Genomic DNA, 207 nt, shown 5'->3' with positions numbered 1-207 from the left:
GGTCGCAGGTCAGGCCCAGGTTGTGTTCCATCGCGATTTCCGCGGCGTTTTCCACCTGCGCCGGGGACCCGCCCATCACCTCGGCCAGGCCCGCGGCGGCCATCGATGATGCCGACCCCACCTCGCCCTGGCAGCCGACCTCGGCCCCGGAGATCGAGGCCTGCTCCTTGTACAACACCCCCACCGCGCCCGCAGCGAGCAGGAACC

Annotated in this window: 1 protein-coding gene; it reads right to left on the bottom strand. The window is 71.0% G+C overall.

Annotated elements, in window-relative coordinates; translation table 11 throughout:
* The coding region (locus AC5RUU_RS19730; protein WP_493976881.1) for an L-serine ammonia-lyase, iron-sulfur-dependent, subunit alpha at positions 1 to 207 on the bottom strand (207 nt) is incomplete at both ends.

Source organism: Arthrobacter sp. K4-10C, assembly GCF_059090085.1.
The sequence above is the reverse complement of the archived record's forward strand: the minus strand, read 5'-3'. Positions and strand labels throughout refer to the sequence as shown.